A 24,557-nucleotide genomic window follows, 5' to 3' on the forward strand; every position below is an offset into this window, starting at 1 on the left:
TCGCAACATCCGCCGCAACCTGTTACCCATTCATCCCTCTGGCCCGTTGTCTCCCCGCCCGGAAAGGAGTGAGATACGCATAACCCGCGCCGCGCCATGCCACGAACGCCAGACCGCGCGCCTCAGGAGACAACCATGAAGCCACTCGTCCTTGCCACGCTGGCCCTGCTGGCCGGCCTGACCGGCCTGTCCGGCTCCGCCGGCGCGCAGAGTCTTGCCTACGGCATCACGCTCGGCAACGTCCAGGCCGTGCGCGACACCACCCGCAACGTCTCCACCATCACCGGCTTTCTTGCCAACCAGTCCGACCGCGCCGTCAACAGCGTGCTCCTGACCTACGTCCTCTACGACGCGCAGGACCGCGAAGTGGGCCGGGTGCGCGAGGACGTTGTCGGCCCCCTGGCGCCCGGCCAGATCAAGGTGGTCAAGGCCATCACGCCCCTGGAATTCACCCGCGTCAACGCGCTGGACGTGGCCGCCCGCTAGCGCCGGCGGCGCCCGGACGGATCAAAAAACCCTTTTCGAATCAGGGTCTAGACAGGCGGCTATCAGGCCAGTTATGGGAAAATCCTGGCTGCCGGCTCGATAAAAGGGGCTTCCACACGAAGCCCCTTCGTGCGTCTGCCGGCGCGCCAGCAAGCCTGGCCTCGATACTAGGAAGTGAAGATCATGTTTCCCAAAAGACTCTCTGAAGGCTACCAATCTTTCCTGGACGGCCGCTTCCAGACGGAAAGCAGCCGCTATCAAAAGCTGGCCGAAATCGGCCAAAGCCCGGAAATCCTGATCATCGGCTGTTGCGACTCGCGCGTGTCGCCCGAAGTCATCTTCGACGCGGGCCCCGGCGAAATGTTCGTGGTGCGCAACGTGGCCAACCTCGTTCCGCCCTGTGATCCGGACTCGGAATCGTCGTACCACGGCACCAGCGCCGCCATCGAATTCGCGGTCAGCGGCCTGAACGTCAAGCACATCGTCGTGCTGGGCCACGCGTCCTGCGGCGGCATCCGTTTCTTCTTTGACGACGCCAAGCCGCTGGCCAAGGCCGACTTCATCGGCAAGTGGATGTCCCAGATCGAACCCGTCGCCAAGCGCCTGGACCGCGGCACCGGCGACCGCCAGGCCAACCTGAAGCGCCTGGAACTGGCCACCGTCGAGCACAGCCTGAACAACCTGATGACGTTCCCGTCCATCCGCCGCCGCGTCGAAAAGGGCGAACTGGAACTGCACGGCACGTACTTCGGCGTGGCCACCGGCGTGCTGTTCCTGCGCGACCCGGCGACGGGGGAATTCAATCCCTGCGTGGAAACGGGCGTGACGGAGTAAGCGGCGCGCCGATCGTCCGTTCTGCTCGCCGGCAGGCGCGGGTCGGGTCGCTCAGACCCGATACGCCTGGGCGAGCCGCTCGTAGTTGTTTTTCAGGATGATGCCCGCGTAGTACACGTGTTCGCGCATCAGGTCCTCGGCCCGCGCGCCGTCGCGGGCGATGATGGCGCTTACGATACGATGGTGATCGTCGTGTGAGCGCAGGATGATGCCGTGGTCCTCCCACAGGATGATCCGGTCGGAGGCATACGGAATCGCCTGCGCCTGCGTCGCGAACCGCCTCACCCACGGATTGCCCGCCGCCTCCAGGATGGCGTTATGCAACGTGATGTTCACCTGCTGGTACGGCAGGTGATCGTCGGGCAGCAGCTCGCCTTTGGCGAGAATCCGGTCGCCCTCGTCCAGGCAATTCTTCAGCACCGCCACCGCGTCGTTCGACAGTCCGCGCTGCGCCGCCTGGCGGCAGGCCAGGCCTTCCAACGCGGCTCGCACTTCATACGCCGCCACGATCTCCCCGATGTCATAGGCCCGCACGGTGTAGCCGCGTTTGGGCAGGTGTTCCAGCAGCCCCTCGTTGCCCAGCGTGGCGAGCGCCGCGCGTACGGGCGTGCGCGATACCCCCAATTTCTCGGCCAGCGGGATTTCTTCCAGCCGCGCGCCCGGGCTGAATTTGCCGTGGAGCACCCAGTCCCGCAGCGTATCGGTGACATGTTGAGATAGCGTATCCATGCGCCAATTGTATACATGAAGAATACATGCGGATGCCACTAAGATCGCACCCCCAGGGCTTCCCCTAGTGAATTCGCTGTAAATCGAACGTCGTTTAGGGTAACCACCTATACCTGCGCCCAGGCCATGTATACATAATCGCAAAAAATTAAATCGGCGATCGACGTCATACCCATGGCGGACGCCTCGCCACCGAGGAGACAGCATGTCCAATGTATCCAAGCCGGATGCTCCCGGCCCCGCTTCCCGACTCGCGCTCGTGACCGGCGGTGGCGGCGGTATCGGGGCCACCATCTGCCACGAACTGGCCCAGGCCGGCCTGCGTGTGGTGGTGTCGGACGTGGACCCGAAGCGCGCGAGCCGCGTGGCCGACGAGCTGGGTGCGCCGCATGCGGCGCACGCCTTCGACGTCAGCGACGAGGCGGCCGTCGAGGGCGCGTTTGAGCAGATCGAAAGTCAGCACGGCCCCATCGCCGTGCTGGTCAGCGCGGCCGGACTGCTGCTGTTCCAGGAAAACGGCGAACGGCCGCTCATCAAGGACACGTCGCTCGACATCTGGGAACGCAGCTTTGCCGTGAATGCACGCGGCGTGTTCCTGTGCGGACGCGCCTACCTGCGCCGGCGCGAAGCCGCTCCGCTGCAGCACGGCCGGATCATCACCTTCACCTCGGTTGCCGCGCAACTCGGCGGCTACCGCTCCAGCGCCTCGTACATTGCGGCCAAATCGGCCGTAATGGGCCTGACCAAGGCCATGGCGCGCGAAGCCGCCCATCTGGGCATCACGGTCAACGGCATCGCGCCCGGACTGATCGACACCGACATGCTGCGCAGCACCGTCACCAGCAGCGGCGCGCTGGCCGCGGCCGCGCAGGCCATCCCGCTGGGCCGCATCGGCACCGTGGGGGACGTTGCCGCAGCGGTGCGGTTTCTCGCTTCGGAGGAGGCGGGATACATCACCGGCAGCGTCATCGACGTGAACGGCGGATACCGCATGCAGTAAGGGTCAAGGACGGGCTGGCCGTCAACGTAGCAAAGCGTCATCCACCAAAGACGCGCATCCAAAAAAAACGGGAGACAAAGCATGAAACAACGTCGTCGCTATGCGGCCGCAGCCGCGCTTTGCGCGCTGGCCTTTTCGGCCGTCGCGCAGTCGCAGCAGGAACCTGGGATCACGGACAAGACCATCAAGATCGGCGTCTTTGCGCCGCTGTCGGGCAGCGGCATGGCCTATGGCTTTGACGTGCTGAACGCGGCCAAGATGTGGTACGCCAAGGTCAACAAGGAAGGCGGCGTGAACGGCCGCCAGATCGAACTGGTCGTCGAAGACGACCGCTGCAATGCCAACGATCTGGTCGCCGCGGTCAAGAAGCTGACCGAGCAGGACAAGGTCTTTCTGCTGAACGGCGGTTCCTGCTCGGCAGCCGTCGTCGCGTCGCGCGAATACATCGAGCGCGAAAAAGTGCCGCTGGTCATGTTGAACGCTTCGGGCGACGGGGCGCTCTATCCGCCGTCCAAGTACATCTACGGCGCCTTCTCCATCTCGCAGCACGCCGTCGGCGGGTCGATGGTGCAGTTCGCCTCCGAACACCTGAAAGCGAAGAAGATCGGCTACATCAATCACGACGACGCCTACGGCGGCTGGAATCTGGAGGCCGCCCAAGCGCAGGCCAAGCAGCTGGGCGATCCGGCGTTGCAGGTGCAGTCGGTGAACCCGAACATCACCGATGTGACGGCGCCCATGCTGAAGATCCGTGCCGCCAATCCCGATGTCCTGCTGCTGACCACCTACGCCCGCCCCGCCGCGCTCATCATCAAGAAGGCGCACGAGCTGGGCTGGAACAAGCCCATCGTACTGGCGGTCAACGGCACCGCGGACCTCAAGCAGCTTGTGGAAAACGTCGGCAACAAGGATGCCTTCAAGAATGTCTATATCCAGGACGTGCTGGCCGACCTGCCGGGCGGACCGAAGCTGACGTGGGTATACGACATGTACAAGCAGTCCTATCCCGACCTCGCCGCCAAGCCCGGACATCCACAGACCTACATGCCCTATGGCCTGCCGCCCGCGATGGCAGTCGTGAACGCGCTGAAGGCGGCCGGCCCGCAACCCACGCGCGAAAAAGTGCTGCAGGCGCTGGAAACCATGAAATTCGATTCCGGCGTGATGGCGGGACCCATCGAATTCGGCCCGGGCGACCGGGCGGCGCAGGAAGCAGCCATCTACATCAAGTTCGACGGTTCGACCATGACACTCGTACCCGGCGCCTTCAAGAGCACCTGGAAGTACCAGCAGTAAACCCGCGGCCCATCACGGGCCGTGCCCGCGCGGTGGCGCAGCATCGCGCGGGCGGCCGGAGAACATCATGAGCTTTGCCGATATCTGGTTGTTCCTGCAGCAGGGGGTGCTGTCAGGGTTGGTGACGGGCAGCGTCTATGCGCTGCTGGCCGTCGCCGTCGTCATCATTTTCAAGACCACCGATGTGCCGAATTTCGCCCAGGGCGAGATCTTCATGGTGGGGGGCTATATCGCGCTTTTCCTGATCCTGGTGATGGGCTGGCCGTACCTGGCGGTCATCCCCGTCACGCTCGCCGCGGTGGCCATGCTGTCTGGCCTCTTCCAACGCGTGGTCATGGAACGCGTCATCGCGTCCAAGGGCGTGGGCGTGCAGATGGTGATCGCCACCCTCGGGCTGGCGTATGCCCTAAAGGGGCTGGTACGGACGTCGGGACTGGGCGACACGCCCCGCTCCCTGCCGCCGCTGGCGCCGACCGACGCCGTCATCATCGGCGACGCCGTGCTCACGCGGCTGGATCTGCTGATCTTTGCCGTCGCGGTCACCGTCATGCTGCTGCTCTTCGGGATGTTCGCCTACACGCGCGTCGGCCGGGCCATGCGCGCCGTGGGCATGAACCCCAAGGCCGCGCGGCTGGCGGGCGTGAACCTGACACGGATCCGCATGATGGTATGGGCGCTTTCCGGCCTGATCTCGGCCGTTGCGGCGCTGCTCATCACGCCCAAGATCCTTATTACGCCGGACATCGGCCACATCGCCATCCTGGCCTACGCGGCCGCGATCGTGGGCGGCATCACCAGCCTGCCCGGCGCAGTGGTCGGCGGCTTCGTGATCGGCATCGCCGAGAACCTGGTTGGACTGTTCATTTCCACCAATGCCATCGTGGTGGCGCCCTTCGTGGCAATCATGGTCGTGCTGCTGGTGCGTCCGCAAGGGCTGCTGGGCGGAAAACTGCAGGTGAAAAAAGTATGAACAACAAGATCGATCGCGTCCTGCTGGCGCTCATGGCCATCGTGCTGGCCGCGCTTCCGTTCCTGGCAAGCGGCTATGTCGTCTACGTCGTCAATCTGCTGATGGTGTTCGTCGTGCTTGCGCTGGGCCTGCACCTGGTCATCGGCGAGACCGGGCAGTTTGCGCTGTCGCACGCGGCCTTCTATGGCGTGGGCATCTATACCGCCGGCCTCATCAACAACCTTTGGCATCCGCCGTTCTTCATCTCGATCGTCGCGGGCGGATTGCTGGCCGCCGCCCTGGGCTACCTGATCGGCGCGCTGGCGCTGCGCATGCGGGACATCTATCTGGCGCTGTCCACGTTCGCATTCGGTGAAGCCATGCAATGGGTGTTCCTGAACTGGCAGTCGGTCACCAACGGATCCAATGGGTTCCGCATATCGCCGGCCACCCTGTTCGGCTACGAACTGGTGTCGGACGTGAAGGCCTACCCGTTCGTGGTGTTGATCGCTGCGCTTTTGCTGTGGGCCACCGTGGCGTTGTCGCGTTCGCAACTGGGGTCGGCCTTTCGCGCCGTGCGCGAGAGCGACATCGCGGCGCAGGCGATGGGCGTGAACGTCAACGCCATCAAGCGGACCGCCTTCACCTTGTCCGCCGCCTATGCCGGCATCGCCGGCGGCATGTACACGTTGTTTGCGTCGTTCATCCACCCCGAGAGCCTGGGATTCCAGACCACCATCCTGATCCTGACCATGGTCGTGGTCGGCGGGATTGGATCGGTGCGCGGCTCGATTGCCGGCGCGCTGGCCTTCGGCCTGATCTCCGAGTTGCTGCGGCAGGCGCTTTCGTTCCAGGAGATCATCTACGGCTTCATCCTGATGGGCTTCATGATGTTCGCGCCCAAGGGCCTGTTCGCCAGCCGTGCGGCGCGTCGCGCGCCGCCGCCGGCCGCGCCCTTGCCGGCGGCCTCGCGGGCCTCGGCCACCGCATCCAAGTCCACGCAAAGGAGCGCAGCATGAGCACCCATCCCTACCTGGACGTGCAGGGCCTGACGGTGAAGTTCGGCGGCCTGACCGCCATCAACGGGCTGTCCATGCAGGTGGAGCGTGGGCGCATCCATGCGCTGATCGGACCGAACGGCGCCGGCAAGTCCACCACCTTCAATTGCATATCGCGCTACTACCGCCCCACGAGCGGCAGCATCCGGTTCGATGGCGCTGACATCACGAGCAAGAAGCCCCATGAGATGGCGGCGCTGGGCGTGGCGCGCACGTTCCAGAACCTGGAGCTTTTCGGCGCCCTCAGTGTGCGCGAGAACGCGCTGCTGGGCACGTACGCGCACGGCGCCAACACCGCCGGGAAGCTGTTGCGGCCGGCAGCCGCCGAGGCCCGCGAACGGGTCGAGCACCTGCTCGAGCGCGTGGGGCTGGCCGACTTCCTGGACACGCCTGCGTGCAGCCTGGACTTCGGGCGCCAGAAGATGCTGGAACTGGCGCGTGCCCTGGCCATATCGCCCCGGCTGCTGCTGCTGGACGAGCCCGCGGCGGGCCTGCGCAACCGGGAAATCGAAACGCTCGACCGGCTCCTGAGCGAGCTATGCGAGCGTGACGGCATCACCGTGCTGCTGGTGGAACACGTGATGCAACTGGTGATGTCGATATCGGATCGCATCACCGTCATGTCGTTTGGCGAAAAAATCGCTGAAGGCACGCCCGCGGAGGTGCGCAGCAACCCCCGCGTCATCGAGGCCTATCTGGGCAAGGGAGCCGCCGGTGGCTGAAATTCTGCTTGAAGTCGATGCGGTGTCGGCCGCCTACGGCAACATCCGTGCATTGCAGGATGTCTCACTGAAGGTGCCCCAAGGCGCCATCGTGGCGCTGCTGGGCGCCAACGGCGCGGGCAAATCCACCACCTTGAATGTGATTTCACGCCTCGTCGCGCCGACCGCGGGCAGCGTGCGCTTCGCGGGCGAGCCCATCCATCGCCTGCCCGCCGATGCGATCGTCGGACGCGGGATCGTTCAGGTGCCGGAAGGCCGCGAGATCTTCCGCGAGATGAGCGTGCGCGAGAACCTGGAAATGGGGGCCTATCTGCGCAACGACCGAGCGGCGGTCCGGCAGGACATGGATATGGTTTGCCAGACCTTTCCTCGCCTGCGCGAACGCTTCGAGCAGAAGGCCGCCACGCTTTCCGGCGGCGAACAACAGATGCTGGCGACCGGCCGCGCCATGATGGCGCGGCCCCGCATGATCCTGATGGACGAACCGTCGATGGGGCTGTCGCCGCTGGTGGTGGAGCAGATCTTCGACATCATCCTGCGGCTGAACCGGGAACAGGGCATCACGATTCTGCTGGTGGAGCAGAACGTCAAGCTCGCGCTGTCGGTATCCAGCCACGCGTACATCCTGGAAAACGGCGAGATCGCGCTGGACGGAGAGTCGGCCGCGCTCGCCAGCGACGAAGGCGTGCAGCGCGCCTATCTTGGCGCCTAGCGCGCCGTAAGGAAAAGCGATGATATCGATGCAAGACAAGCGCGTCCTGGTGACGGGTGCCGGCCGCGGGCTGGGCGCCGCCATTGCGCAGGGTTTCGCCCGGCAAGGCGCGCGCGTGATCGTGACCGACCTGGACCCGGAGCTCGCCGCAGCGTCGGCGCAGGCCATTATCGAGGCTGGCGGCAAGGCCCAAGATGCGGCGCTGGATGTGACCAATGCAGCCGCCGTGCGCGCCTTTGCCGCCGGCTGCGCTGCCAGCCATGGGCCGCTGGACGTCCTGGTCAACAACGCCGGGATCTCGGCGCGCGCGCCGTTCGACGATCCGCACACGCCGCAAATCTGGGACCGCGTGATGAGCGTGAACCTGCAAGGCACGTTCAACGTCACGCATGCCTTTGTCGAGCAGCTAAAGGCCACGCGAGGCGCCATCATCAACCTGTGTTCCATCGTGGCCTATGGCTGCGGCATTTCGACCGCTGGCTATGTCGTGTCCAAGGGGGGAGTGCGCTCGTTCACGGAAGTGCTGGCCCGCGACCTCGCGCCTCACGGCGTCCGGGTCAACGCCGTCGCCCCAGGGCTGATGGAAACCGAAATGACCGCCGGCCAGCGCGCCCAGGCAGCAGGCACCGACTGGTACATGCGACGCGCCCCCATGGCGCGTGCGGGGCGTGCCGACGAGATCGTCGGCCCCATCCTGTTCCTGGCCTCCGATCTGGCCAGCTATGTCAATGGCGTGGTGCTGCCGGTGGACGGCGGCTATCTGGCCGTCTAAGGAGAAATCATGAGTCTGGGTACGGCAATGGTCACGGGCGGCGCGAGCGGCATGGGCCTGGCGATCGTGGAGCGGTTGGCGCGCGACGGCTTTCGCGTCGTGATGGCCGATCGCAACGCGGAACTGGCGGACAAGGAATCGCGGGCATTTGCCGACCGGGGGCTGACCGTGGAACATCGCGTCGTGGACCTCGCCGACGAGGCCGCCGCGCGCGAACTGGTGCGCGCGTTGCCGCCGCTGGCCGCGCTGGTGAACAACGCGGGGCTCTTTGACGAACGCAAGTTCTTCGACGTCACGAGCGAAGACTACCGCCGCGTGTTCGACGTCAACCTGCTGGCGGTGGCCACGCTGACGCAGGAGGCCGCGCGGGTCATGCAGCCGGGCGCGAAGATCGTCAACATCGCGTCGCGGGCATATCTGGGCGCGAAAAACCATCCCCATTACGTCGCGTCGAAAGCGGCGCTGGTGGGGTACACCCGCGCATGCGCGATGGAGCTGGCCGAACGCGGCATCCTGGTCAACGCCGTCGCGCCGGGTCTCATCGACACGCCGCTGCTGCGCAACCTGACGCCGGAGCGCATGGCCGCGCAGTTGGCCCTGCAGCCCACCGGCCGCGCAGGTCGGCCCGAGGACATCGCAAATGCCGTGTCGTTCCTGGCGGCGCCGCACATGGACTTCATCACGGGCCAGGTCATCTTCGTGGACGGCGGCAAGTCGTTGGGCGGCTCGGGAGCGTAGACAGCATGGACCGCATCGTATGGAACAAGGAAGTGGATGCGCTCGTCGTCGGTTCTGGCGCGGGCGGCATGGCGGCGGCACTGACGGCGCATGAAGAGGGCCTGGAAGTGCTGCTGGTCGAAAAGACCGACCGCATCGGCGGTTCGACTGCGATATCCGGCGGCGCGGTTTGGATACCGCTGAACGCGCAGACCGAACAGGCGGGCCACCCGGACAGCATGGACGACGTGTGGACCTACCTGGAGCAGACAGTGGGCACGGCGGCGTCGGAGCAAATGAAGCGCGCCTATCTGGACGCGGGTCCGCGCATGATGGATTACCTGGTATCGCGCGGGCTATTGCAGCTTGCCGCGCGCACCGCCTCGCCGGACTACTACCCCGACCGGCCGGGTGCCGCCATGGGCGGGCGCTCGCTCGACCCGGTTGAATTCGACGGCCGCAAGCTCGGCCGCCACTTTCGCTTGCTGCGCGACCCGCTGAAAGAGTTCACCGTGCTGGGCGGCATGATGGTCAACATCACGGACGTGCGGCATCTGCTGCGCGCCACGCGTTCGCTCGCAGCCTGGCGGCACAGTATGGGATTGGTGCTGCGCTATGCCGCCGACCGTGCGCGCGGCTATCACCGGGGCACCCGGCTGCTGCTTGGCAATGCGCTGGCTGCCCAGTTGTTTCACGGCTTGGCGACGCGCAGCATCGAATACTGGCTGCAGGCCCCTGCGGTGGCGCTGCACCGGGACGCCGCCGGCCGGGTGCAGGGCGCCGCGGTGTCGCGGGCAGGCAAGACGTTGAACATCCGCACGCGCCGTGGCGTCGTGATGGCGACCGGCGGCTTTCCGTGGGATCCGGCGCGGCGCGCACGGACCTTTCCCCAGCCGACTGGCGATTGGTCGATGTCGCCCCGCGGCAATACGGGAGATGGCATCCGGCTGTCGGAACAGGCGGGGGCCGCCTTCGGAAGCGGCCACGCCAGCCCGGCGTTCTGGGCGCCCGTGTCCGTCCTGGACACCGGCGGGGGCACGTCGCTCAATTACCCGCATCTGGTCTGGGACCGCGCCAAACCGGGCCTGATTGCCGTCAATGGCGCGGGCGAACGTTTCGTCAACGAGTCGACCTCTTACCATGAGTTCGTGCAGGCCATGTACCGCAGCAATGAGACCACGCCCAGCATCCCGGCATTCCTGATCTGCGACCAGCGGTTCATCGATACGTGGGGCCTGGGACTGGCCCTTCCCGGCGGGCGTCCGCGCCAGCACCTGATCGACCAGGGTTACCTGCTGCAAGCGCGTTCGCTGGCCACGCTGGCCAGCCAGATGGGCGTGCCGGCCGACGCGCTCCAGGCCACCATCGAACGCTACAACCGGCACGCTTCGCAAGGAACAGACCCGGACTTCGGCAAGGGCGGCACCGCATACAACCGCTACCTTGGCGATCCGGAACACCTGCCGAATCCATGCCTCGCACCGCTGGGCGACGGGCCTTATTACGCCGTCAAGGTGTACCCGGGCGACATCGGCACCGCTTGCGGCATTGCGGTCAACGCGCACGCGCAGGCGCTCGATCCAGCGGGAGCGCCAATACCCGGACTTTACGTGGCCGGCAACGACATGCAGTCCGTGATGGGCGGCGCGTACCCCGCGCCCGGCATTACGCTCGGCCCCGCTTTGACTTTTGGCTGGGTGGCTGGACAGCACCTGGCCCATGCGCAACACTGACGCCTCTCACAGACAGGGAACCCCATGAAAATCTTCTTCTCGCCAGCTTCCCCCTTCGTCCGCAAATGCATGGTCATCGCCCACGAACTGGGCCTGGCCGACCGCATTGAAAAGCTGCCCAGCGCCGCCGGTCCCGTCGCCCGCGACCAGACCATCATCCCGAGCAATCCGCTGGGCCAGGTGCCCACCTTCATCACCGATGAAGGCCAGGCGCTGTTCGACAGCCGCGTCGTCTGCGAATACCTGAACGACCTGGGCGGCGGTTCGTTTTTCCCCGCCGGCAAAGACCGCTGGCAGGCGCTAACGGAGCAGGCCATGGCCGACGGCATGCTGGGCGCGGCGCTGCTGGCGCGCTATGAGGCGGTGCTGCGTCCCGAAGCGTTGCGCTGGGACGCCTGGGTCGAGGGCCAGTTGGGTAAGGTGCGCGACGGCCTCGCGCTCATCGAGAAGAACGCCGCGGGCCTGGACGGCCGGGTGGACATCGGCACCATCACCATCGGCTGCGCGCTGGGCTACCTGGACTTCCGCTTTCCGGATCTGGACTGGCGCGCGTCGCATCCGGCCGCCGCGGCCTGGTATGCAGGCTTCAGCCAGCGCCCCTCGATGCAGGCGACCAAACCCTGATCGAACGCGCCAGCGCCACCGCGTTGCATCAAAGCCCCTGGACCGCATGGACAGGGGCTTTTTTGTTCAATGCGACGACACGAAGGTCGCGTCCGCGAACGGCGGCAAGGCAAAGCCCAGCCGCATGCGCCGGGCCTCGGCCGCGGGCGTCAGGCCGAACAGGCGCTTGAACTCGCGGCTGAACTGGGACGGGCTGGTGTAGCCCACGGCCAGGCTCGCCGTCTCCGCCGTCAGCGCCTGCCGCACCATCAGCAGGCGCGCCTGATGCAGGCGCGTCGATTTCACGTACTGCATGGGTGACGCCTGCGTGACCGCCTTGAAGTGGCTGTGAAAGCTTGGGACGCTCATGCCCGCCTCGGCCGCCAGCCGCGCCACGTCCAGCGGTTGTGCGAATTCCGCGTGGATGAGACGCAGGGACCTGCCGATACGGCCAAATGGCCCCCGCATGGCCAGCGCTTCCCGCATCGAACTGCCTTGCGGGCCGGTCAACACCCGGAAATAGAGTTCGCGCAGCAGCGCGGGACCCAGCACAGCGGCCTCCAGCGGCCGGTTCAAGGCCTCGATGAAGCGCAACACCGACGCACGCATCCGGTCGTCCATCGGGGTCGACATCATGCTTTGCGGCGCCTGGACGGGCGCCGCCGGTCCGGCGTCGTCGATCTGCGCCATCAGTTCCGCCGCCAGCACGAAGTCCAGGTGCAGGTAGAGCGCGAGCAGCGGACGTTCGGGCGTGGCGTCGGTCTCCATGCTGAAGGGCACGGGCACGGACACGGCCAGGTAATGCTGCTCGTCGTACAGATATTGGCGATTGCCGAAATACCCGCGCTTGCGGCCTTGGCAGACGATCACGATGCCGGGGTCGTAAAGCACGGGCGTGCGCGCCAGCGGACCGTTGGCGCGCAGCACGCGCACGCTGGGCAGGGCGGTGAGGTTGTAGCCCTCATTGGGGGCCAAGTCGCGCAGCAGCGCCACCATCGGGGTGACCGCGCAAGGCTCGGCCCCGGCGCCATCCTCGGCCGCAGCGGAAACGGACATAGTTTTGTGCAAGAAATATAGGGAAATCTGGCTTATTCAGCGCCATCGGCAAGACTAGCATGCAGTCTCCAGTAGCCCTTACAGACATTTGAGAGAAGATCGATGACATCCCCCAAAACCCTGCTCATCACAGGCGTCAGCAGCGGCTTTGGCCGCGCGCTCGCCGAAGAGGCTCTCGCAGCCGGCCATCAGGTCGTCGGAACGGTGCGCACCGTCCAGGCCCGGCTCGCGTTCGAAGCCCTGTCCCCCGGCGCCGCGATCGGCCGTGTGCTGGACGTGACCGACTTCGATGCCATCGACGGCGTCGTGGCGGAGGTCGACGCCCAGGTCGGCGGCATCGACGTATTGGTCAACAACGCGGGCTACGGGCACGAGGGCGTGATGGAAGAATCGCCGCTGTCGGAAATGCGCCGCCAGTTCGATGTAAACGTGTTCGGCGCGGTCGCGATGATCAAGGCAGTCCTGCCCTTCATGCGCCAGCGCCGGCGTGGCCACATCCTGAACATCACCTCCATGGGCGGCCACATCACCATGCCCGGCATCGCCTACTACTGCGGCAGCAAGTTCGCGCTGGAAGGCATTTCCGAGGCGCTGGGCAAGGAGGTGCGATCCCTGGGCATCGCCGTGACGGCCGTGGCGCCGGGATCGTTCCGCACCGACTGGGCTGGCCGGTCCATGGTGCGCACGCCGCGCTCGATTGCGGACTATGACGGCATTTTCGACCCCATCCGCCAGACCCGCGAAGCGAAAAGCGGCAGGCAACTGGGCGATCCGCGCAAAGCGGCGCGCGCAATGCTTGCGGCCATCGCCGCAGAGCATCCGCCCGCCCATTTGTTATTGGGCAGCGACGCCCTGGCGCTGGTGCGCGACAAGCTGTCCGCCTTGAACCAGGAAATGTCTGCCTGGGAGGCCCTGACCGTTTCCACGGACGGGGGTGGCGTGGACGAGGTCTCCGCGCGCAGTTGAACGTCGCAGGCGCCCGGTCGGGTATACCCCGACGCAGGGCGCGGGCAGCTTCCTCCTCTGTTACATTGAACTTGTAACTCGCTGGACGGACCAACTTTCAGGCCAACCACGAACAGGAGCCCCGCATGAACGTTGCTGCGATCTCCGCTGTTTCCGGCGCTGCCGCGCCCTACCCCGCGCGCGCGTCGATGCTGGATGAAAACCGCCCCGCCTGGGAAGCCGAACAGGCGGCGCGCACCCACGCTGCCCGGCAGGCCCAGCGCACGGCACGCGCCCAGGACGCCTGGGAAGCCCGGCGCATCGAACAGGCCGAGGCCGCCAGATCGGTCCGCGCCGATCAAGACGCATCGGCGGTCCGCGACCCGGCGCGCTCCCCGGCTTCTCCGCTCGCGCTCGCCGCCCCGGCGCTCAACGTCGACGAATTGCGCGATCTCTACGCCGAATCCCGGATGCGGCGCGCCGTCGAGGAATTTTCCGCCCGCCCGGATCCGCTGGCGCAGCGCGCCGACACCGCCAATGACTGGGGCACCATCGAAGGGCTGGCCCCGTTGCAGCCCTACCGCGTCGCGATGGGCAATCCGCAGGTCGAGTTGCAGGCGGCCGCGGCGCTGAAGGCTGCCGGCATCGGCGTGCCGAAGGTCGCCAACATCGGCCCCACCGAGAACGCCACGGACAACGCGCGCTACCGGCCCGGCGCGACGCCCTGACCGCCGCATGGCGCACCAATGACAAAGCCGCCTGCAAGAGGCGGCTTTGTCGTGAAGCGCGGTGTGATCAGTGGAAGAATTCCGCGATCATCGTGGCGCCCATGAAGGTGCCGGCGTTGGCGGCCAGCGACACCACCACGATCTTCCAGCCCAGCTTGCGGAACGCGGGCAGGTCCTTCAGGATCGACAGGCCGGCCATGGCCAGGATCACCGTGGTGAACGGCAGGAAGTTGACCTTGCCGACCAGCGCGATGATCTGGTCGGAATACGGCAGCACGCCGGGGCAGCCCGCGGTCATGGCGATCAGCGACAGCACGAACACGGCGGGCAGCTTGGGCACGACGCGCAGGATCAGGTCGGTGACGACGACCAGCAGGATGATGATGCCCATGCCGGGCAACGCATCCAGGAACGGCACCTTGTAGCCCAGGCTGTTGCCCACCAGCGCGAACAGACCGCAGATGACGTAGGCGGTCAGGCGGTCGCCGAAACCCATCTTGGCGCTGTGCGCCGGGACGTCTTCGGACACGCTCTCGTCCACGACGGCCTCGCCGGACTTGCCGCGCGAGAAGCGGCCCAGCACGGGTTCCAGCTTGCCGTACAGGAAGATGGTCGTGGGCAGCGAGATGAACAGCGTGAAGTACACGCCCACGACCGTGGTGAGCAGGTTCGCGGCGGCGGCCAGGGCGGCGACCTGATGCGCCATCTCGGGCGTCTGCTGCGAGGCGATGGCGCCCACGCCGGCGGCCATCATGCTGCCCGAGCCCACGCCGGCGCCCATGGCGAGCGAGCGCGGATCGAAGATGTTCAGGCTGGTGATGAAGCCGGCCATCAGCGCCACGAACAGCGCGCCGATCACAGTGCCGGTGATGTATTCCGCCATGACGCCGCGGCCTTCGGGCGAGTTCATGCCGTAGCGTTCGCCAATGATGGCCAGGCTGGGCTCGCGGCCCACCGAGAACGTGGCGCCAATGGCTTCGCGCTTGATGCCCAGCAGCAGGGCCAGCGGCAGGCCGATGGCCATGGTGCCGAAGAAATGGCCGAACTCCTGGAACACGAGCGCCCAGCCCGCCTCGCGCACCTGCGGCAATGCGCCGCCCACCATCAGGCCCAGCTTGGCCAGGAACGGCAGCAGCGCGTACTGCAGGTAGCCGCTGATGCGGGTCTGCATGGCCTTGTCGATGCCGGCGCCCGCCGGCAGGCGCTGGCCAAACGCCGCGACGACGGCGCCGATGAAGATCGCCCACAGCATGGGCTGCAGAACGATCTTGCCCGGACCGACCGAGAAGGTGACGCTGCCGATCGCTTCGGAAATGATCACCACCAGCAGGATGGCGGCGAGCATGCGCACGCGCCCCGATAGCGGCATGGAAGGCAGGGCCAGGCTGGCGCTGGCGTGAGACATTGGTTTTCCCCTGATGACGTGAATCGTGTGCGTGACGGCGACCCGGAGCGCGCCGGGCGGCTCGTGCCGCGCAGCCGGGCATGAGCGCCATCGGCGCCCTGCCGGCGTGCGCAATTTTCGCTCGCCCCTTCCGCGGGCAACCATGACAGCGAACGCCGTTAAACGTTGCGTAAAATGCAACGAATGCCGATTTACTGGGAAAATTTTGCACGGGACAGCGTTTTACTAGGGTAAACCCTTAATTCCGATCGTGGAAAATCAGCCGCAATCACGTCACGGGACCTGACGCCATGGACGAAAAACTCGACGCCCGCCGCACCCACTATTTCATGCAGGTCATGAGCCGGGGTTCGGTGCGGGGCGCCGCCGAAGCGCTGGAGATGGACCCCTCCGCCGTCAGCCGGGCCATCGCCGCGCTGGAGCGCGACTGCGGGATGGCGCTGTTCGAGCGTCGCGGCCGGGGCGTGGTGCCTACCGACGCCGGCCACATCCTGGCCCGCTACGTGAAGCGCCAGCAGGACATCCAGGAGAGCTTTTTTTCCGAGATCGACAGCCTGCGCAAGGCCGAGCGCGGCCACATCGACCTGGTGCTGGGCGAGGGCTTCGTGGAACTGATGTTCGACCGCGTCCTGCCCGGCTATTGGCGCAGCCATCCCGAAGTGACGCTGGACATCGATGTGGCCCGCACGTCCGAGATCGTGCAGCGCATCGTGGACGACCGCGCCTATATAGGATTGGTCTTCCAGCCGCCCACCGACGCCCGCCTGCGCACGCATTACTCGCGCCCCGAACCCATTCGCGCCATCGTGCGCCAGGACCACCCGCTCACGCGCCTGGGCCGCCCCCTGCTGCTGACCGACCTGGCCGACTATCCCGGCGCGTCCATGCAGGAAGGGTTTGGCGTGCGCCAACACATCCAGGCCGCCGAGATCAGCGAGCAGGTCCGGCTGCGCAACGTGCTGACCACCTCGTCTTTCAAGGCGCTGTGGCAGTTCGCGGCGGCCGGCATCGGCTACGCGCTCACGCCGCCCATCGCGGTCACCGCCGACATGCAGGCCCAGCGCCTGGCCAGCCTGCCGCTGGCCAATCCCATCCTGAACCAGGGCAGCCTGCATGTGCTCAGCCGAGCGGGCCGGCACATCTCGCCCGCCGCGCGCGAGCTGCTGGAACACATTGTGCGCGGCATCGGCGCGCACGCGGCCGCGGCCACCGATACGGCCGGCTGACGACGATCCGCTTTGGTCTGGCCCAGGAAGCCGCCCAAGGCGAATCCGAGGACATGGCGCCGGGCCCCTTCCCGAGCCCTTATTTCTTTATTACCAGAATGACTTAGACGCCCGCGACGGGTGGCTGTTACGGTTATGAATCCCGTTTTGCCGGCGCCCTGCGCCCGCCCCGCCGTGGGGCTCAGATCGAAAAGACTTCAAGGGCAGTAGACATGTACGTGTATGACCCCGTCGACCAACAGCTCGTCGAGCAGCGTGTGGCGCAATTCGCCGACCAGACGCGCCGCTTTCTCGACGGCCAGCTGACCGAAGATGATTTCCGCGTCCTGCGCCTGCAGAACGGCCTGTACATCCAGCGCCATGCGCCGATGCTGCGCGTCGCCATTCCGTACGGCATGCTGGCGTCGCGCCAACTGCGCACCCTGGCCCACATCGCGCGCAAGTGGGACCGCGGCTACGGGCATTTCAGCACCCGCCAGAACATCCAGTTCAACTGGCCCAAGCTGGAAGACGTGCCGGCCATCCTGGCCGAACTCGCCACGGTGCAGATGCATGCCATCCAGACCAGCGGCAACTGCATCCGCAACACCACCACCGATCACTTTGCCGGCGTCGCGCCGGACGAGCTCGTCGATCCGCTGGTCTGGTGCGAGATCATCCGCCAGTGGTCCACCCTGCATCCGGAATTTGCCTTCCTGCCGCGCAAGTTCAAGATCGCGGTCAGCGGCGCCGTCGAGGACCGCGCGGCCGTGGGCGTGCACGACATCGGCCTGCAGGCCGTCGAGCGCGACGGCAAGCTGGGCTTTCGCGTGTGGGTCGGCGGCGGCCTGGGCCGCACGCCCATCGTCGGCAAGCTGATCAATCCTTTCGTCGAGTGGCAGGACCTGCTGACCTATCTGCAGGCCGCCTTGCGCGTCTACAACCTGCATGGCCGCCGCGACAACAAGTACAAGGCGCGCATCAAGATCCTGGTCAAGGACCTGACGCCCGAGGTCTACGCCCAGCAGGTCGATGAAGAGTGGCAGCGCATCAAGGGCGGCCCGGACACCATCACGCAGGAATTCGTCGACACCATCAAGTCGCGTTTCGTCTGGCCGCAATACGACGCCAGCGCCGCGTCCGACATCGACAACACCGCGGCGCTGGCCGCGGCCGACAAGCGCTTCGCGCGCTGGCTGCGCACCAACGTGCATGCCCACAAGGTGGCCGGCTATGCCGCGGTCACCGTCTCGCTCAAGCCCACCGGCGTGCCGCCGGGCGACATCACCGCCGACCAGATGGATGCCGTGGCCGACCTGGCCGACGACTTCGGCTATGGCGAACTGCGGGTGTCGCACGAACAGAACCTGATCCTGGCCGACGTGCGCCGCGCGCGCCTGCACGAACTCTGGCTCAAGCTGGAATCGCTGAACCTCGCCACGCCCAACATCGGGCTGCTCTCGAACATCATCGCCTGTCCGGGCGGAGACTTCTGCGCGCTGGCCAATGCCGTCTCCATCCCCGTGGCCGAAGCCATCCAGCGCCAGTTCGACGACCTGGACTACCTGTTCGAGATCGGCGAGCTGGACCTGAACATCTCGGGCTGCATCAATTCCTGCGGCCATCATCACGTCGGCCACATCGGCATCCTCGGCGTCGACAAGGCCGGCGAGGAGTGGTATCAGGTCACGGTGGGCGGCCGCCAGAACGGCGCCGCCAAGCCCCTGCCCGACCTGGAATCCACCCATGGCGGCGGCGCGGCCATCGGCCGCATCATCGGCCCGTCGTTTGCGCGCCATCAGGTGCCCGGCGTGGTCGACCGCCTGATCCGCACCTATCTGGGCCTGCGCGACAGCGAAGCGGAGCGCTTCATCGACGTGGTCGACCGCGTCGGCATCGATCCCTTCAAGCAGGACGTGTACGCGGACCCTGCCTTCGCCAAACCCGCCCCGGTCGCGGAGGCCGCCCATGTCTGAAATCTACGCCCACGACGCTCCCGGCCCGCACCTCATCCGCAACGGCCGGCTGGAAGCCGACACCTCGCGTCCGTTCGTGCCCGAACCCGAAGTGCCCGCCGAAGGCCAGGTGCCCGCCGACGAACCCGGCTGGATCGTGCCGCTGTCTGTCTGGAAAACGTCGCGCGCCACGCTGCGCCGCCACAAGCATCCCGTCGCCGTGCTGCTGAACCCCGACGCCGACCTGACCGACCTGGCGGACGCCGACGGCACGCTGCACCCCGAGGGCATCGCCTTCATCGCCGTGGACTTTCCGGTCTACACCGACGGCCGCGGCTATTCGCTGGCGCAGTTGCTGCGCACGCGCTATCAATGGCAGGGCGAGCTGCGCGCGGTCGGCGACGTGATGATCGACACCATCCACTACCAGGCGCGCGTGGGCTTTGACAGCTTCCTCGTCAAACCCGGCCACGATCCGCACAAGGCGCTGGACGCGTTCAAGACGTTCACGGTGCACTACCAGAAGACGTACCGGGCGCCGACGCCGGCCGCGGCCACGGCCTGACGACGTCCAGACAGTCCTGACAGTCCTGACATGCGGCGCCCCGGGCATCAGCCCCGGCCGCCCGGCGCCCCCCCGTGCTGCATGCCGAATCCGCTCTGCGCCAGTTGCGCGCGGATCAGGTCGGCAATGCTGCGCTGGCGCGGGGCCTGCATCCGGCTGATCAGGCTGGACACGCTGACCGCCAGCCGCGGATAGCCCCCCGCGTCGCATAGCGCCACCCCCACCCCCAGCACGCCCGGCACCGCCGCGTTGCCCACCACCGCCCAGCCCCGGTCGCGCGTGTTCTCGACCAGCCGGCGCATCTGCGCGACCGTCATGCCGCCATAGGCGCGCAACGCCTGCTCGTTCTGCACCACCACCTCGTCGGCCTCGGCGGCAGGCAAGGCGCCCAGCAGCGCCAGCCCCGCCGCCCCCACGCCCAGCGGCTGGCGGTGCCCGACCGTGACGGCCAGCACCTGCACCGGATAGTTGCCGACCTCGCGATGCAGGCACAGGGAATCGTTGGCCGCCCGGCAGATGAGAAACGCCGAATCCCCGCTGACATCGCTGATCTGGCGCAGCAGCGGCCGCAGGCTGCGCACGGCCTGCGCGTGCGGGTCGCCGGCCATCATCACGCCCAGCTCGGCCACCCGCCAGCGCGGCGCATCCGACTCGCGCAGCGCATAGCCCTCTTCGACCAGCACGTCCAGGTAGCGGTAGACGGTGGATCGCTGCATGTCCGCCGCCCGGGCGATGTCGACCACGTGCATGCCGGCCGCCCCGGCCTGGCGCAGCACGCCCAACACCCGCAGCCCGCGCCGCAGGATGCGCGGACCTGAACCCTCGGAATCCGGTTTGTTCAATTTCTGGACACCTTGCGTTGATGACGCCCCCATCAAAGCCGAATATGAAGGCGGACAGACAGAGATTTGTCCAATTATTAGACAAACAGGACGGAGACAACAATGAAGACATTCGGCAAGCGCTGGACCGCTGCGGCGGTGGCCTTGAGCGGCAGCCTGCTGGCCGCCGCCCCCGCCTGGGCGGCCAACCCCTACCCCGAACGCCCCATCACCCTCGTGGTCGGCTACGCCGCGGGCGGCGCCACCGACATCGTGGCGCGCCTGATGGCCAAGTCGCTCTCGGAAGAGCTGAAGCAGACGGTCGTCGTCGAGAACAAGACCGGGGCCAACAGCAACATCGGCGCCGAGATCGTCTCGCGCGCGGCGCCGGACGGCTACACGCTGTACGTGGGCTCCATCGCCAACACCATCAACCGCACGCTGTACAGCCAGCTCAACTACGACTTCGTCAAAGGCTTCGAGCCGGTGGGCCTGCTGGCGACCATCCCGAACATCCTGGTCGTCAACCCCAAGCTGCCGATCAAGACCGTGCAGGAATACATCGCCTATGCCAAGCAGCATCCCGGCAAGCTGACCTGCGCCTCATCGGGCAGCGGCTCGTCCATTCACCTGTCGTGCGAACTCTTCAAGATGAAGACCGGCACGGACATCCTGCATGTGCCCTACCGCGGCAGCGGTCCGGCGGTGGCCGACCTGCTGGGCGGCCAGGTCGATTCCATGTTCGACAACCTGCCCTCGTCGCTGCCCCACGTGCAGGCGGGCAAGCTGCGCGCCATCGGCGTCACGTCGCCCAAGCGCCTGCCGGTCACGCCCGACGTGCCCACGCTGGACGAGTCCGGCCTGCCGGGCTTTGACGTGGAATCGTGGTTCGGCCTAGTGGCGCCCGCCGGCACGCCGCGCCCCGTCATCGACCGCCTGAACCAGGCGGTGAACAAGGCGCTCGCCAGCCCCGAGCTGCAGGCGTCGTACAAGCAGAGCGGCTTCTTTGCCCCGCAGCCGCCCAACACGCCCGAGACCTTTGGCAAGAAGATCGCCAGCGAGATCGACAAGTGGGGCGCCGTCGTGAAAAGCGCCAACCTCAAGGCCAACTAGCCACGCGCATCAAGGAGCACAGGTGTACCCGATCGACTTTTTCTTCCGCGCGGCTGAACGCCATCCGGACCGCGTGGCGCTCGACGGTCCGCAGGGCCCGGTCACTTACGCGCGGCTGGCTGCCGACACCCGCGCGCTGGCGGCGGCCCTGCAAGACCTGGACCCCGAGCCCCAGACGCGCGTGGCGATCTGCGCGGGCAATTCCGCGCGCCACATCCTTGCGCTGCTGGCCGTGCTGGCCAGCGGCAAGGTGTGGGTGCCGCTCAATTACCGCAGCACCGCGCGGGAGATCGGCCGCATCCTGGACGCCACGGAACCATCCATCGTGATCGTGGACAGCGTGGGCGCGCCGCTCGTGCCGGCGGGGCCGGCGCGGCGCATCAGCCTGGACGACGACGCCGAGGCACCGACGCTGGCCGGCCTGTTGGCGGGCTTCGCGGGACGCGAGCCGGTCCGCCACGCGCTGCCGCGCGACGCCACGCAGGCCATCAAGTTCACGGGCGGCACCACCGGCCTGCCCAAGGGCGTGATGCAGCCGTATCACGCCTGGAACGCCGGCATCATCAACCAGATCATGCACTGGGGGCTGACCGCCGAAGACCGCTATGTGGTGTCGGCGCCCATCACGCATGGCACGGGCACCTACCTGCTGCCGGTGCTGGCGCAGGGCGGCTCCCACCTGCTGCTGGACCAGGTCAACCCGGCCACCATCACCGCGGCGTTTCGCGAGCGCGGCGGCACGCTCAGCTTCATGCCGCCCACCCTGATCTACATGATCATGGCGCAGCCCGGCGTGTCCCGCGCCGACTTCCCGCGGCTGCGCAACCTGATCTACGGCGGCGCGCCCATGCCCGTCGAAAAGATCGAGCGCGCGCGCGCCTTCTTCGGCCCCGTGCTGGGCACGACCTACGGCCAGACCGAGGCGCCGCAGATCGTCACCGTGCTGCGGCCCGCCGACCTGGAAGCACCGGAGAACCGCGCCTCGGTCGGCCGTGTCACGCACCTGTCCGACGTGGCCATCATGGGCCCGGACGGCGCGCTGCTGCCCCGCGGCGAGATCGGTGAGGTCGTCGTGCAGGGCGACCTGGTGATGACCGGCTACTGGCGGCTTCCGGAAAAAACCGCCGAGACCGTGATCGACGGCTGGCTGCACACCGGCGACACCGGCCTCATCGACGCCCGCGGCTACCTGTTCCTGAAGGATCGGCTGCGCGACGTCATCATCACCGGCGGCTTCAACATCTATCCGGTCGACGTCGAAAACGCGCTGTCCGCGCACCCGGCCGTGTACGAGTGTTCCGTGTTCGGATTGCCCGACGACAAATGGGGCGAAGCCGTCCACGCAGCCGTCCAGCTGCATCCCGGGGCGCTCGCCAGCGACGACGAACTCAAGGCCCACGTCCGGGCGCTGCTGGGCCCGGTAGCCACGCCCAAGCAGATCCATTTCCACGACAGCCTGCCGCGCTCCAGCGTGGGCAAGGTGCTCAAGAACGCGGTGCGCGACGCCGCCCTGAAGGAAACGCCATGAAGCAACCCGAAACCCGCCTTTGCGCCCACCACCTCACCGGCATGTCCTATCGCGACGTGGACCTGGTGGAAGACCTGATCGGCAAGAAGTCCTTCACCGAGGTCATGATCATGCAGATCCTGGGCCGCGATGCGCGCCCCGTCGACATGCGCATCGTGGACGCCGTGCTGGTCACGCTGATGGAACACGGCATGACGCCCAGCGCGATCGCCACGCGGCTGATCTACATGAGCGCGCCCGAGAACCTGCAGGGCGCGGTGGCCTCGGGCCTGATGGCCGTGGGCAGCCAGTTCGTCGGCACCATGGAGAACTGCTCGCGCCTGCTGGACCGCATCCGCCAGGCCGCGGACGGCCCGGCCGAAGCCCTGGCGATCGCGCGGGAGTTCCGGTCCACGCGCAGCGCGCTGCCCGGCTTTGGCCATCACCTGCACAAGCCGGACGATCCGCGCGCGATCAAGCTGCTGGCGCTGGCCGAGGCGGAAAGCGAACTGGGCGGCCAATCCATCCAGGCGCTGCGCTGGCTGGCCAGCGCGGTGGACCAGACCTACGGCAAGCACATCACCATCAACGCCACGGGCGCCGTGGCCGCGCTCCTCAGCGAGATCGGCGTGCCCACGGACCTGATGCGCGGCTTTGCCGTCATCTCGCGCGCGGCGGGTCTCGTGTCCCACGTTGCCGAAGAACAGCAGAGCCCGTCGGGCCGCTACATCTGGGAAACCATCGACCACGCCATCCCCTATGTGGGCAAGGGCAAGAGCCACCAGCAAGGCGGCGAGCCATCATGACGGGCGGCACCGGCACACGGTTGGCCGGCAAGGTGGCGCTGGTGGCGGGCGCGGGCACGTCGGCGCCCGGCTGGAGCATCGGCAAGGCAAGCTGCGTGACGCTGGCGCGCCAGGGGGCCGCCATCGTCGCGCTGGATGCCAGCCAAGCCGCTGCCGAAGAGGCCGCGCATGAGGTGGCCCTGGCCGGCGGCAGCGCGCTGCCGGTGCAGGCCGACGTCGCCGACCCGGCCGCCATGCAGGCGGCGGTCGAGGCGGCGCTGGGACGCTACGGCCGCATCGACATCCTGCAGGCCAACGCGGGCATCGGCAAGGTGGGCGGCCCCGAAGACATCTCGCTGCAGGACTGGGACCGCATCCAGCAGGTCAACGTGACCAGCCTGCTGATCGCCACGCGGCTTCTGGCGCCCCTCATGCGCGCGCAGGGCGGCGGCGCCATCGTGGCCGTGTCGTCGATTGCGGGCATCCGGTACACCGGCTATCCGCATCTGGCCTACAGCGTCAGCAAGGCGGCCGTCATCCATTTCGCGCGCATGGCCGCGCAGCAGTATGCCGCCGACCGCATCCGCGTGAACACCGTGATTCCGGGGCTGATCGACACGCCCCGCGTCGCCGGCAACGTCGCGCGGATGTTCGATGCGAACGACCTGGACGCCGCGCGCGCGGCCCGCGACCGGCAGGTGCCGTTGGGGCGCATGGGCACACCCTGGGAAGTCGCCAACGCCGTGGCGTTCCTGGCGTCGGACGAGGCGTCGTACATCACCGGAACGGAACTGGTCGTCGACGGCGGACTGACCGGCAAGTACGCCTGAGGCGCGCCGGCGCCGCTGTTCCGCCCGTCTT

Annotated in this window: 25 protein-coding genes; 21 read left to right on the plus strand and 4 right to left on the minus strand. The window is 67.1% G+C overall.

What is annotated here, in order from left to right; translation table 11 throughout:
• Positions 1 to 135 precede the first annotated feature (135 nt).
• Complete coding sequence (locus tag BXA00_RS06885; RefSeq protein ID WP_076517383.1) at positions 136 to 486, plus strand: FxLYD domain-containing protein; 351 nt, start codon at positions 136 to 138, stop codon at positions 484 to 486.
• Between the two features lie 183 nt (positions 487 to 669).
• The gene (locus BXA00_RS06890; protein ID WP_076517384.1) at positions 670 to 1,320 is read left to right on the plus strand and encodes a carbonic anhydrase; all 651 of its coding nucleotides are present in this window, start codon (positions 670 to 672) and stop codon (positions 1,318 to 1,320) included.
• A gap of 51 nt (positions 1,321 to 1,371) precedes the next feature.
• On the opposite strand, the gene BXA00_RS06895 is transcribed toward BXA00_RS06890, so the two are convergent.
• Positions 1,372 to 2,049: a GntR family transcriptional regulator gene (locus BXA00_RS06895; RefSeq protein WP_076517386.1), complete on the minus strand. Its 678-nt coding sequence runs from the start codon at positions 2,047 to 2,049 to the stop codon at positions 1,372 to 1,374.
• Positions 2,050 to 2,254: 205 nt separating this feature from the next.
• On the opposite strand from BXA00_RS06895, the gene BXA00_RS06900 reads away from it, so the two are divergent.
• The 10 genes from BXA00_RS06900 to BXA00_RS06945 all read left to right on the plus strand — a co-directional run bounded on the left by BXA00_RS06900 (position 2,255) and on the right by BXA00_RS06945 (position 11,632).
• Positions 2,255 to 3,049: an SDR family NAD(P)-dependent oxidoreductase gene (locus tag BXA00_RS06900; RefSeq protein ID WP_076517388.1), complete on the plus strand. Its 795-nt coding sequence runs from the start codon at positions 2,255 to 2,257 to the stop codon at positions 3,047 to 3,049.
• An 81-nt stretch (positions 3,050 to 3,130) separates the two neighbouring features.
• Positions 3,131 to 4,345 carry an ABC transporter substrate-binding protein gene (locus BXA00_RS06905; RefSeq protein ID WP_076517390.1) on the plus strand — a complete coding sequence of 405 codons (1,215 nt, stop codon included), beginning with the start codon at positions 3,131 to 3,133 and terminating at the stop codon, positions 4,343 to 4,345.
• 67 nt (positions 4,346 to 4,412) lie between these two features.
• A complete protein-coding gene (locus BXA00_RS06910) occupies positions 4,413 to 5,315 on the plus strand; it encodes a branched-chain amino acid ABC transporter permease (protein ID WP_076517392.1) in 903 nt (300 codons plus the stop codon).
• Positions 5,312 to 6,313 carry a branched-chain amino acid ABC transporter permease gene (locus tag BXA00_RS06915; protein ID WP_076517394.1) on the plus strand — a complete coding sequence of 334 codons (1,002 nt, stop codon included), beginning with the start codon at positions 5,312 to 5,314 and terminating at the stop codon, positions 6,311 to 6,313. Before BXA00_RS06910 ends, BXA00_RS06915 begins: the two co-directional genes overlap by 4 nt.
• Positions 6,310 to 7,074 (plus strand): ABC transporter ATP-binding protein, encoded by a 765-nt coding sequence (locus BXA00_RS06920; RefSeq protein ID WP_076517396.1) that lies wholly within the window; start codon positions 6,310 to 6,312, stop codon positions 7,072 to 7,074. Before BXA00_RS06915 ends, BXA00_RS06920 begins: the two co-directional genes overlap by 4 nt.
• Positions 7,067 to 7,786: an ABC transporter ATP-binding protein gene (locus BXA00_RS06925; protein ID WP_076517398.1), complete on the plus strand. Its 720-nt coding sequence runs from the start codon at positions 7,067 to 7,069 to the stop codon at positions 7,784 to 7,786. Before BXA00_RS06920 ends, BXA00_RS06925 begins: the two co-directional genes overlap by 8 nt.
• 19 nt (positions 7,787 to 7,805) lie before the next feature.
• Positions 7,806 to 8,558 (plus strand): SDR family NAD(P)-dependent oxidoreductase, encoded by a 753-nt coding sequence (locus BXA00_RS06930; RefSeq protein WP_076517400.1) that lies wholly within the window; start codon positions 7,806 to 7,808, stop codon positions 8,556 to 8,558.
• A gap of 9 nt (positions 8,559 to 8,567) precedes the next feature.
• A complete protein-coding gene (locus BXA00_RS06935) occupies positions 8,568 to 9,296 on the plus strand; it encodes an SDR family NAD(P)-dependent oxidoreductase (protein ID WP_076517401.1) in 729 nt (242 codons plus the stop codon).
• Positions 9,297 to 9,301: 5 nt separating this feature from the next.
• Positions 9,302 to 11,008, plus strand: coding sequence for an FAD-binding protein (locus tag BXA00_RS06940; protein ID WP_076517403.1), 1,707 nt, complete (start codon positions 9,302 to 9,304; stop codon positions 11,006 to 11,008).
• Positions 11,009 to 11,032: 24 nt separating this feature from the next.
• The gene (locus BXA00_RS06945; protein ID WP_076517405.1) at positions 11,033 to 11,632 is read left to right on the plus strand and encodes a glutathione S-transferase; all 600 of its coding nucleotides are present in this window, start codon (positions 11,033 to 11,035) and stop codon (positions 11,630 to 11,632) included.
• Between the two features lie 66 nt (positions 11,633 to 11,698).
• Here the strand turns inward: BXA00_RS06945 and BXA00_RS06950 are convergent, their stop codons facing one another.
• A complete protein-coding gene (locus tag BXA00_RS06950) occupies positions 11,699 to 12,667 on the minus strand; it encodes an AraC family transcriptional regulator (RefSeq protein WP_076517407.1) in 969 nt (322 codons plus the stop codon).
• A 102-nt stretch (positions 12,668 to 12,769) separates the two neighbouring features.
• Here BXA00_RS06950 and BXA00_RS06955 point away from each other — a divergent pair, with 102 nt between their 5' ends.
• Positions 12,770 to 13,633, plus strand: coding sequence for an oxidoreductase (locus BXA00_RS06955; RefSeq protein WP_076517409.1), 864 nt, complete (start codon positions 12,770 to 12,772; stop codon positions 13,631 to 13,633).
• Between the two features lie 125 nt (positions 13,634 to 13,758).
• Positions 13,759 to 14,340 carry a hypothetical protein gene (locus BXA00_RS06960; protein WP_076517411.1) on the plus strand — a complete coding sequence of 194 codons (582 nt, stop codon included), beginning with the start codon at positions 13,759 to 13,761 and terminating at the stop codon, positions 14,338 to 14,340.
• A 67-nt stretch (positions 14,341 to 14,407) separates the two neighbouring features.
• Here BXA00_RS06960 and BXA00_RS06965 read toward each other — a convergent pair whose 3' ends face one another.
• Positions 14,408 to 15,745, minus strand: coding sequence for a DUF3100 domain-containing protein (locus BXA00_RS06965; RefSeq protein ID WP_076517413.1), 1,338 nt, complete (start codon positions 15,743 to 15,745; stop codon positions 14,408 to 14,410).
• Positions 15,746 to 16,035: 290 nt separating this feature from the next.
• Between BXA00_RS06965 and BXA00_RS06970 the strand changes: the two genes are divergently transcribed.
• From BXA00_RS06970 to BXA00_RS06980, 3 genes are all read left to right on the plus strand, one after another.
• Positions 16,036 to 16,971, plus strand: coding sequence for a LysR family transcriptional regulator (locus BXA00_RS06970; protein ID WP_076517415.1), 936 nt, complete (start codon positions 16,036 to 16,038; stop codon positions 16,969 to 16,971).
• A 212-nt stretch (positions 16,972 to 17,183) separates the two neighbouring features.
• Positions 17,184 to 18,926 (plus strand): nitrite/sulfite reductase, encoded by a 1,743-nt coding sequence (locus tag BXA00_RS06975; RefSeq protein ID WP_076517417.1) that lies wholly within the window; start codon positions 17,184 to 17,186, stop codon positions 18,924 to 18,926.
• Positions 18,919 to 19,470 carry a DUF934 domain-containing protein gene (locus BXA00_RS06980; RefSeq protein WP_076517419.1) on the plus strand — a complete coding sequence of 184 codons (552 nt, stop codon included), beginning with the start codon at positions 18,919 to 18,921 and terminating at the stop codon, positions 19,468 to 19,470. Before BXA00_RS06975 ends, BXA00_RS06980 begins: the two co-directional genes overlap by 8 nt.
• A gap of 47 nt (positions 19,471 to 19,517) precedes the next feature.
• Here the strand turns inward: BXA00_RS06980 and BXA00_RS06985 are convergent, their stop codons facing one another.
• Entirely contained in the window at positions 19,518 to 20,312 is a 795-nt protein-coding gene (locus BXA00_RS06985) for an IclR family transcriptional regulator (RefSeq protein ID WP_076517421.1), read from the minus strand.
• Positions 20,313 to 20,414: 102 nt separating this feature from the next.
• Here BXA00_RS06985 and BXA00_RS06990 point away from each other — a divergent pair, with 102 nt between their 5' ends.
• The 4 genes from BXA00_RS06990 to BXA00_RS07005 are packed head-to-tail and all read left to right on the plus strand — an operon-like array spanning position 20,415 to position 24,526.
• Entirely contained in the window at positions 20,415 to 21,404 is a 990-nt protein-coding gene (locus tag BXA00_RS06990; RefSeq protein WP_076517423.1) for a tripartite tricarboxylate transporter substrate binding protein, read from the plus strand.
• Positions 21,405 to 21,426: 22 nt separating this feature from the next.
• Complete coding sequence (locus BXA00_RS06995) at positions 21,427 to 22,932, plus strand: class I adenylate-forming enzyme family protein (protein WP_076517425.1); 1,506 nt, start codon at positions 21,427 to 21,429, stop codon at positions 22,930 to 22,932.
• Complete coding sequence (locus BXA00_RS07000; protein ID WP_076517427.1) at positions 22,929 to 23,717, plus strand: citryl-CoA lyase; 789 nt, start codon at positions 22,929 to 22,931, stop codon at positions 23,715 to 23,717. The genes BXA00_RS06995 and BXA00_RS07000 overlap by 4 nt, the downstream gene beginning before the upstream one ends.
• On the plus strand, positions 23,714 to 24,526 hold the full coding sequence (locus BXA00_RS07005) for an SDR family NAD(P)-dependent oxidoreductase (RefSeq protein ID WP_076517429.1): 813 nt from the start codon (positions 23,714 to 23,716) through the stop codon (positions 24,524 to 24,526). Before BXA00_RS07000 ends, BXA00_RS07005 begins: the two co-directional genes overlap by 4 nt.
• Positions 24,527 to 24,557: the final 31 nt, after the last annotated feature.

This window comes from Achromobacter sp. MFA1 R4, assembly GCF_900156745.1.
GTDB lineage: Bacteria > Pseudomonadota > Gammaproteobacteria > Burkholderiales > Burkholderiaceae_B > Achromobacter.

Bases quoted from the DNA above. Each gene is read 5' to 3' on its own strand.
- BXA00_RS06885 (WP_076517383.1), top strand. From the start codon at position 136: ATGAAGCCACTCGTCCTTGCCACGCTGGCCCTGCTGGCCGGCCTGACC.
- BXA00_RS06890 (WP_076517384.1), top strand. From the start codon at position 670: ATGTTTCCCAAAAGACTCTCTGAAGGCTACCAATCTTTCCTGGACGGC.
- BXA00_RS06895 (WP_076517386.1), bottom strand. From the start codon at position 2,049: ATGGATACGCTATCTCAACATGTCACCGATACGCTGCGGGACTGGGTG.
- BXA00_RS06900 (WP_076517388.1), top strand. From the start codon at position 2,255: ATGTCCAATGTATCCAAGCCGGATGCTCCCGGCCCCGCTTCCCGACTC.
- BXA00_RS06905 (WP_076517390.1), top strand. From the start codon at position 3,131: ATGAAACAACGTCGTCGCTATGCGGCCGCAGCCGCGCTTTGCGCGCTG.
- BXA00_RS06910 (WP_076517392.1), top strand. From the start codon at position 4,413: ATGAGCTTTGCCGATATCTGGTTGTTCCTGCAGCAGGGGGTGCTGTCA.
- BXA00_RS06915 (WP_076517394.1), top strand. From the start codon at position 5,312: ATGAACAACAAGATCGATCGCGTCCTGCTGGCGCTCATGGCCATCGTG.
- BXA00_RS06920 (WP_076517396.1), top strand. From the start codon at position 6,310: ATGAGCACCCATCCCTACCTGGACGTGCAGGGCCTGACGGTGAAGTTC.
- BXA00_RS06930 (WP_076517400.1), top strand. From the start codon at position 7,806: ATGATATCGATGCAAGACAAGCGCGTCCTGGTGACGGGTGCCGGCCGC.
- BXA00_RS06935 (WP_076517401.1), top strand. From the start codon at position 8,568: ATGAGTCTGGGTACGGCAATGGTCACGGGCGGCGCGAGCGGCATGGGC.
- BXA00_RS06940 (WP_076517403.1), top strand. From the start codon at position 9,302: ATGGACCGCATCGTATGGAACAAGGAAGTGGATGCGCTCGTCGTCGGT.
- BXA00_RS06945 (WP_076517405.1), top strand. From the start codon at position 11,033: ATGAAAATCTTCTTCTCGCCAGCTTCCCCCTTCGTCCGCAAATGCATG.
- BXA00_RS06950 (WP_076517407.1), bottom strand. From the start codon at position 12,667: ATGTCCGTTTCCGCTGCGGCCGAGGATGGCGCCGGGGCCGAGCCTTGC.
- BXA00_RS06955 (WP_076517409.1), top strand. From the start codon at position 12,770: ATGACATCCCCCAAAACCCTGCTCATCACAGGCGTCAGCAGCGGCTTT.
- BXA00_RS06960 (WP_076517411.1), top strand. From the start codon at position 13,759: ATGAACGTTGCTGCGATCTCCGCTGTTTCCGGCGCTGCCGCGCCCTAC.
- BXA00_RS06965 (WP_076517413.1), bottom strand. From the start codon at position 15,745: ATGTCTCACGCCAGCGCCAGCCTGGCCCTGCCTTCCATGCCGCTATCG.
- BXA00_RS06970 (WP_076517415.1), top strand. From the start codon at position 16,036: ATGGACGAAAAACTCGACGCCCGCCGCACCCACTATTTCATGCAGGTC.
- BXA00_RS06975 (WP_076517417.1), top strand. From the start codon at position 17,184: ATGTACGTGTATGACCCCGTCGACCAACAGCTCGTCGAGCAGCGTGTG.
- BXA00_RS06980 (WP_076517419.1), top strand. From the start codon at position 18,919: ATGTCTGAAATCTACGCCCACGACGCTCCCGGCCCGCACCTCATCCGC.
- BXA00_RS06990 (WP_076517423.1), top strand. From the start codon at position 20,415: ATGAAGACATTCGGCAAGCGCTGGACCGCTGCGGCGGTGGCCTTGAGC.
- BXA00_RS07000 (WP_076517427.1), top strand. From the start codon at position 22,929: ATGAAGCAACCCGAAACCCGCCTTTGCGCCCACCACCTCACCGGCATG.
- BXA00_RS07005 (WP_076517429.1), top strand. From the start codon at position 23,714: ATGACGGGCGGCACCGGCACACGGTTGGCCGGCAAGGTGGCGCTGGTG.